This is a genomic window from Ruminococcus sp. YE282 (assembly GCA_900101355.1).
Classification (GTDB): domain Bacteria; phylum Bacillota; class Clostridia; order Oscillospirales; family Acutalibacteraceae; genus Ruminococcoides; species Ruminococcoides bromii_A.
Genome location: FMUV01000059.1, coordinates 1 through 6,430 on the forward strand (window position 1 = coordinate 1; position 6,430 = coordinate 6,430).

Below are 6,430 nucleotides of genomic sequence, written 5' to 3' on the forward strand. Positions count from 1 at the left end.
GTCTTTTTTTAGTAGCCGTTTCTGTAATTTTTCGACTTATTGCTACACTCATCATTCGACGTTCTTTCGCTTTTCTCGTAGCCGAGCTCATCTGCAAGCTCACATTCCATAACCTCCTGAAGAATGTCCTTGAACATATTTTTCATTGCTGTCATAACTTCATCTGTTGAGGTGAATTTCTGACTTCTTACAAATTCTCTCATCATTTCTGCCGGTACTTTTTCCATTAAAAAAACTTCCTTTCAAGCTTTAATTTTTCTGTTTCCATTATTGCTTGAAAGGAAGTCTATTATTCACTTTTACACAAACTTTTCGGCGGTCTCTAAAAAACACTTAGCTGCCTTTTTTATTTTTTAGGAGGTGTGCATATGCATATAAAGTATCACTGTCGAGACAGACCGTTTACAAACAAGTGAAGAATTTTAGCAAGAAAGGAATGAATTTTTTGAAGTTAAAAAAGCTACTTTGCAGTTTAGCAATTGTTGTTTCGTTAGCAACAGGTTCAATATCAACCGCAGCACCGGCTTTTGCAGCCGTTGACGAGACAGAATCTGTTGGAGCAGGGCAAACATCAATTACCTTACATCAGGATAAAAGTGTTCCTTATACAACAAATTTTAACAGAGAATTTGTACAAATGTCTGCCGACGGAAAAATGGTTTATTGTATGCAGCCTGACAAACCTGCACCGCCAAACGGAGCATACAGAACTGATAACGGCACATTACAGGAAATAACATCAACCAACGAAACCTGTACAATGCTTAGAAAAGCCTTGTATTATATGTACGGCGGAGACGGATTTAAAAACAGCTATTCTGCTTTTACCACAAACGAGAGTAAACATCAGAACAAATTCAGCGGCAACACGCCGTCTTCCTTTATCGGTAATTTAAAATACTCTCAATATGGGTATGAAGTAATTCCGCTGAATGGCTCGGATTTGCATTATTGTTTAACACATCTTGTTTTGTCGTATATTTCAAGCGGCGAAAATGAATACAAAAAGCTGATTTCAAACGGATATATTCCTGATGATAACGGCTATTGGCTTGAAGCTGTTAAGGAACTTTATAATGCAATAAAAGCTGCTCCGTCAATCCCAATGTCAAGCAAATTATATGTACTTGACATTGGAAGTAAATATCAGCAGGTACTTGTAACACGTGAAAGCGTTAAACTGCAATTGCAAAAGACATCATCAAATCCCGAAATTTCAGGCAGCAGCTCTTGTTACAGTCTGAAAGGCGCTAAGTTTAATATATATCTTGATTCTGCCTGCACCGACTACTTCGGCTGGATTCAAACGGATGAAAACGGATTCGGAAAATACGGAGACGGCGATGAGGGTGTTGATGTCCCACTGCAGAAATATTACGCAAAAGAAGTACAAGCTCCGCAGGGTTATGCAATAAACAATACAGTCTTTGAATTTACAAAAAGCGGTAAAAAATCCGCCTCAGGCACAGATATATATACTTTCACGTGCGCTGATGTTCCTCAGAACGACCCGGTAGCCGTATTGCTAAAAAAGACTGACAGAAGCGGAAAAGGTCTTGAGGGCGCAGAATTTACAATCAAATATTATAACAATTTTTATAATACTGAAAGTGAACTTAAAGACGTAAAACCCGAGCGCACTTGGGTTTTTAAGACGAATAGTAATGGTTATATAAGCTATGATAAAGAATATCTCATAAGTGGTGATGACTTTTATTATTTTATCAATGAGCCAACATTACCCTTAGGTACTATTACCATTCAGGAAACAAAAGCCCCAACAGGATATGTAATTGATAATACATTAAATGTCCGTCAAATTACAAGTGACGGTACAACTGAATCAGTCAGAACATATAATGCTCCAACACTGACAAATGACTCAACCGAAACAGTAATCAGCAAAACAGATATTACAGGTGAAAAAGAAATTGAGGGAGCTAATTTGGTTGTAAAAGACAGCAACGGCAAGTTAGTTGACGAATGGGTATCAACAACTACCCCTCATATTATCAAAGCACTTGCTCCGGGTAAATATACATTGACTGAGACGGCTGCTCCGGACGGATATATTATTGCCGATACAATCGAATTCACTGTAAAGTCTGACGGTACTCCGACTAAAGTTACAATGAAAGACGATACAACAAAGTATCGCTTTTTAAAAACAGATGAATCTGGCAATCAGTTGAAAGGTGTGAATTTACAGCTTTTTAAGGGAAATGACGTAATTGATGAGTGGGTTACAGATGGTTCGGCTCACGAAATTGTCGGAAAGCTCGTTGTCGGCGAAACATACAGACTTCACGAAAAATCAGCACCGCAGGGCTTTAAACTGGCGGACGACATTGAGTTTACAGTTAAAAACACAGCAGAAATTCAAACAATCACTATGATTGATAAAGCTGAATTGGGATCTGTAACATTGTATAAAAAAGACTCAGACGGCAACGAATTATCAGGCTCGGAATGGCAGCTGTTTACTTCTGACGGTAAAACAGTAAGTGCTTTCAAAAATTCTGACGGCAATTATGAAGTCAAAGACGGTTCTGACAACTTAACTCTTGTGACAGACAGTAACGGCAAACTTGTTATAAAAGGCTTGAGCGTAGGAGAGTACTATCTGGTTGAGACTAAAGCTCCCGAGGGAAAAATGAGTTATGACAAGAAAATATCATTTAAAATATCATCGGAAAGCAACAAAACGCTCAACCCCGAGTTAACTGTTAAAGATAGCAATATTGTTATGCCACAGACAGGCGGCTATGTATGGCTACTTTATGCGACAGGCACTTTTGCTTTATCTGCGGCATTTATATTTCTTAAGAAAATCTGGAGGAAAAACAAATGAATAAATATTTAAAAAAATCTTTTGCACTGTTTTTAATTACTGTAATGTTAATTTTAAGTGCGTTTTCGTCCGTATCAGCCGCTTCTTTGCTTGATACTTCTAAAAAAGTGTCCATTACACTTAATTGTACAAAGCCGGGATATACATTTGAAGTTTTTGAAGTTGCAAAACTGACTTCGACCTCTCAAAATACATATGAAACATCATACAAAGCTCTTGTTGACGACATCAAAGACGAAGTTAAAGACGGCGATTCAAAATCAATTTTGAATAAGCTTGATAATTTATCAGAATTACCTTCTGGCGTCGTTTCATACGGAACATTTGAAAGCAATACAAAGACTAAAACGTTTTCTGAACTTGAGCAAGGTATCTACTACGTCAAGTGCACAAAATTCCCTGCCGGCGTTAAGTCAGTTGAAAACAGTGTTGTAGCTCTTCCCTACTACGGTGAAAATGGTTGGGTATATGAAATTTCTCCTATTAACCTTGCACTCAAAGTTTCGGATGATACGCCTACAACTCATAAGATAATAACAAATTCCACAAAGCACAATGAGAACTTTACAGATATCGGTCTTGGTGACACAGTTGATTTTAAACTTACAAATACAACTGCCGGTTCTGTTTCTCAGAAGCTCACAACATTCACAGTATATGATGAAATGTCAAAAGGTTTAACTCTTGACGAAAGCTCATTTGAAGTCTATCTCGCAGATAAACAGGGTAACAAGATTTCTGATATTTCAAGCGCAGATTATAAACTTAATATCACAGAAAAAGGCGACGGAAAAGATACAAAGTTTAACGTTGCTATTAGCTCTGATTATCTCGCAAAAGATGAATACTACGCAACAAATGTAAACTCTGTTATTGTTGAGTATTCAGCAACAATCAACATTCACGCAGTCGTTGGACCAAAAGGCAATCCAAATACAGACGCTGAACTTGTATACGGCAACAAAAGCGGCACAGACAGCGTCCCGGGCAACACAGTATATGTTTATACATACGGTATCGGTGTTGTAAAGCTCAATGAAGAAAACAAAGCTCTTGCCGGCGCAACATTTGAGCTGTATACAAACGAAAAGGACGCAGCAGCTCATAATAACGCAATTGCTTCGGGTACTTCGGACAGTGACGGCAAAGTTAAGTTTTTAAACTCAAACGGCGAAGAAAGATTCCTTGCAAGCGGTAATTATTTCATTTCTGAAACTGCTGCCCCTGAGGGATATAACCTTTACGGAGACGTTATTCCTGTAAGCATTGACGTTGAATACAACGAAGTATTCAATAATGACACATGGGTTAAAAACTCTCCTGCAGACGGATATGCAACCTGTACTGTAACAGATACCAAGCTCATCGTACCGCAAACAGGCGGCTATGTATGGATACTCTATGCGGCAGGAGCAGTATTAGCCCTCGCAGGACTTTCACTTTTAATCTTTACAAAGGCAAAGAAAAGTAATAAGTAATAATAATCATAACAGCCGAGGGGAAGAATTTCTTCCCCTTGGTTTTGGTAAACTAAGATGAAAAAGAAACTTATAATAATTATCATTTCCGTTCTGATTTCAATCGGAGTAGCTTGTTTAAGCTTTCCCGTAATCAGCGATTATATAAACAGCTTATTTAACGAAAGCAGAATTAACGGCTATAACAATAACATAAATTTATCCTCTCAGGAAGAAATTAGTGAGTTATATAAAGAAGCGGAAATTTACAACGAAGCGGTTGCTTCAAAATTTTTCAACGGCGAATTAAGCAGCGATTATGAAAAGATTCTAAACAACTACAACGACATAATGAATTTCGGTGATGGTCTTATATGCTATATAGAAATTCCAAAAATAAATGTAAAGCTTCCTGTTTATCACGGAAGTGAAAAGGTTTTAAAAAAGGGTGCGGCTCATCTTGAGCAAACTTCGTTTCCGATTGGCGGGAATAATACACACGCCTGTATCTCTGCTCACAGCGGTTATCCGACTCAAAAATTTTTTGATGATATAGACGAGCTTGAAAGCGGAGATATGATTTATATACATATTTTAAATCAGAAATTATCTTACAAAGTGTATAAAACAGATGTTGTCCTCCCTGATGATACAGAACAACTAAATGTAGAAACAAACAAGGATTTGCTTACGCTTATCACTTGTTATCCGTACGGCATAAACAGCCATAGATTAATTGTTCATGCAGAACGTACTTATGATATTCAATCAGATAAAAAAGACAATAATAATGATTCTGTTCCGACGAAAACATTGCCAATGCTTCTGTTTTGCTTGATTTTTCTTCCTGTCGGAACATTTTCAGTTTTCTATATAATAAAACGAAAAACAAAAAAACTTAACGCAGGTGAATTATGAAAAGCAATCAATATAATGATAATTTATATGGTATTTATTTTTGCAAAAATAAAAATTATGAAGTTTATGACTTTTGTTTCCTTAAAAATGAAAACGGATTTGCAAAAATCCCACTGGGAGAAATATTATTCTATATAATAGAATCCGTTGATTTTTTATCTAATATGATAAAAAAAATGGATTCATCAAAACTTGATGATTATTTTTCTGACAAGAAATATAACTTAAAACGTATATTCTTGTCCTGTAAAATTGATCTAATCGAAATAAAGCGATTAGAAAAAATCAAAGAATTTGTAACCGAATGTTCTAATAATAAAGATATGTGTAAAATTGAATCATTAGCAAATTTGGTTATAACAATTTTTTCAAATCATCATAAATTTAATAAATATAATAATCAATTTAGGATAACTTATAGAAAAATTCATTCTAATATTCCTCTTCCATATTCAGTTGGTGATAATGTAATTGATATAAATAAGTATTTATCAAGTAAATATATTCATTATTCTTTCTATACAAGTGCTCAATTTGATACTTTATCGGAATTATGCATTATTAGTTTGTATGAAATATTTCAACTAAATCTAATCATAAATAAATGTAAAATGTGTAATCACTATTATATTAAAAGAGATGGAAATTTATGTAATAGAGAACTAATTGAAAATGATTTTAGAGGCTGTCAGAAATATAATGAATATTTATATAATAAAAATTATCGTAACGATAATATTGTTAAAATGTATAAAAAAATATTTTCTCGGTTATCCAGTCGAGCAGATTGTGGTAGCATTGAAGCTATCCAAATATTCAGTGATTTTAAAACCGAATGGAAAAAAATAAAAAGAACATCAAATAAAGAGAAAAAAGATCGCAAATTGCAATAGCAAGTTGCAACAATTTTTGAGTCTGTAGTAGATCGCCGCGAGTTTTTCGAGGGAGGAGCGTAGCGACGAGCGAGGAAAACTCGCGGCGACGCGGCTCACGCGGCAGCATATATGCGGTCGAGTTCCTGCTCGAACAGCTCTTCCGGGGTTCTGTAGCCCAGAATCTTTCTGGGCAGGTTGTTGATCTTATCCGCAAAGTAGAGGATGTCATCAGCGCTGTAGTCGTCAATGCTTTTGCCCTTCGGTATAAATCTGCGCAGCATTTTGTTGTGGCACTCGTTAGTTCCTTTTTCGTAGGACGAATACGGATG

Annotated in this window: 5 protein-coding genes and 1 pseudogene; 4 read left to right on the forward strand and 2 right to left on the reverse strand. The window is 35.9% G+C overall.

Going from position 1 to position 6,430, the window contains the following annotated elements; genetic code table 11:
- Nucleotides 1–11: 11 nt before the first annotated feature.
- A pseudogene (locus tag BLP46_RS12270) lies at nucleotides 12–227 on the reverse strand (transposase); the annotation flags it as partial.
- Between the two features lie 218 nt (nucleotides 228–445).
- On the opposite strand from BLP46_RS12270, the gene BLP46_RS12275 reads away from it, so the two are divergent.
- The 4 genes from BLP46_RS12275 to BLP46_RS12290 are packed head-to-tail and all read left to right on the forward strand — an operon-like array spanning nucleotide 446 to nucleotide 6,119.
- Nucleotides 446–2,851 carry a SpaA isopeptide-forming pilin-related protein gene (locus tag BLP46_RS12275; RefSeq protein WP_092979311.1) on the forward strand — a complete coding sequence of 802 codons (2,406 nt, stop codon included), beginning with the start codon at nucleotides 446–448 and terminating at the stop codon, nucleotides 2,849–2,851.
- A complete protein-coding gene (locus BLP46_RS12280; RefSeq protein ID WP_092979312.1) occupies nucleotides 2,848–4,329 on the forward strand; it encodes a SpaH/EbpB family LPXTG-anchored major pilin in 1,482 nt (493 codons plus the stop codon). Before BLP46_RS12275 ends, BLP46_RS12280 begins: the two co-directional genes overlap by 4 nt.
- Nucleotides 4,330–4,386: 57 nt before the next feature.
- A complete protein-coding gene (locus BLP46_RS12285; protein WP_092979313.1) occupies nucleotides 4,387–5,226 on the forward strand; it encodes a class C sortase in 840 nt (279 codons plus the stop codon).
- Complete coding sequence (locus BLP46_RS12290; RefSeq protein ID WP_092979315.1) at nucleotides 5,223–6,119, forward strand: DUF6076 domain-containing protein; 897 nt, start codon at nucleotides 5,223–5,225, stop codon at nucleotides 6,117–6,119. The genes BLP46_RS12285 and BLP46_RS12290 overlap by 4 nt, the downstream gene beginning before the upstream one ends.
- Before the next feature lie 95 nt (nucleotides 6,120–6,214).
- Here the strand turns inward: BLP46_RS12290 and BLP46_RS13165 are convergent.
- Nucleotides 6,215–6,430 (reverse strand): IS30 family transposase (locus BLP46_RS13165; RefSeq protein WP_167669273.1); only part of this gene is annotated, 216 nt, incomplete at its 5' end.